We start from the raw sequence: 241 nt of genomic DNA on the forward strand, positions 1-241 counted from the left end.
TCCGTGCCGTCGATGTCGACGATCGTCACCGGTGTCCCCTTACCCGGCGCCTCGTCTGTCGCTCGGGCGACACGGTCCTGGTCCAGGACCGCCGTCGTGGGCGGGCTGGCGGCCTGTAGAACCATCTCGTGGCCAGAGCCCCTGACGTGGGTATAAGTGATGGGCTCCTCGAGGCGCTTCTCCAGTTGCTCCTTCGCGTCGATAAGTTTTGACCAATTGTTGAGCCGCGCATGCCTATAGC

General features: G+C 63.5%; 1 protein-coding gene. It reads right to left on the reverse strand.

What is annotated here, in order from left to right; translation table 11 throughout:
- Nucleotides 1-241: hypothetical protein (locus tag SKC41_RS31775; RefSeq protein ID WP_330981562.1), on the reverse strand; the 241-nt coding region annotated here is incomplete at both ends.

The organism is Mycobacterium sp. 050128 (assembly GCF_036409155.1).
Classification (GTDB): domain Bacteria; phylum Actinomycetota; class Actinomycetes; order Mycobacteriales; family Mycobacteriaceae; genus Mycobacterium.